This window comes from Labedella phragmitis, from assembly GCF_004078635.1.
Lineage (GTDB): Bacteria > Actinomycetota > Actinomycetes > Actinomycetales > Microbacteriaceae > Labedella > Labedella phragmitis.
In genome coordinates this window covers 1-536 of record NZ_RZNB01000017.1, presented here as the reverse complement: position 1 = coordinate 536, position 536 = coordinate 1, and the positions used below count along the sequence as shown (strand labels likewise).

The following is a 536-nucleotide window of genomic DNA, read 5'->3' as shown; positions in this document are numbered from 1 at the left end:
ATCCACACTCCTTTAGGCGTTCCATGTAACTACGGTCTCTCAGTCCTGTAATCATTTTAGTTGCTCTCCTCTGTACTCTTTCTAGCATATCTATGTCCTTCTTGTGATAAGGTCTCCACGCTTGTATACAGTATTCCAAATGAGGCCTAACTATTGCTTTATACAGTGGTATTATTAGTTCTTTTTCCTTATACGCTATATTTCTCCTAATTAACCCAAGCATTTGATTTCCCTTTGATGCTGCAATTCCGCACTGCTCTGAAACCTTCATATCGGCACTAATTATTACCCCTAAGTCCTTTTCTGTTGTGGTAGTGCTAAGAACAGTACCCCCCATTTTATAGTGTACATCTTTGTTCCCATGTCCAGTGTGGAGGCATTTACATTTACCAAAATTAAATAACATCTGCCATTTTTCAGACCATTTGATTAACTTGTCTAAATCGTCCTGTAAACGCTGTTTATCGCCATCATGTTTAACCTTTCTGAACACCTTTGTATCATCTGCAAATGTCAGCACCTTGCTTGTTATGTCA

The 536-nt window shown here is 38.6% G+C and carries 1 protein-coding gene; it reads right to left on the bottom strand.

Annotated elements, in window-relative coordinates:
* On the bottom strand, window positions 1–536 hold a 536-nt coding region (locus tag ELQ90_RS16755; RefSeq protein ID WP_166409150.1), incomplete at both ends, for an RNA-dependent RNA polymerase family protein.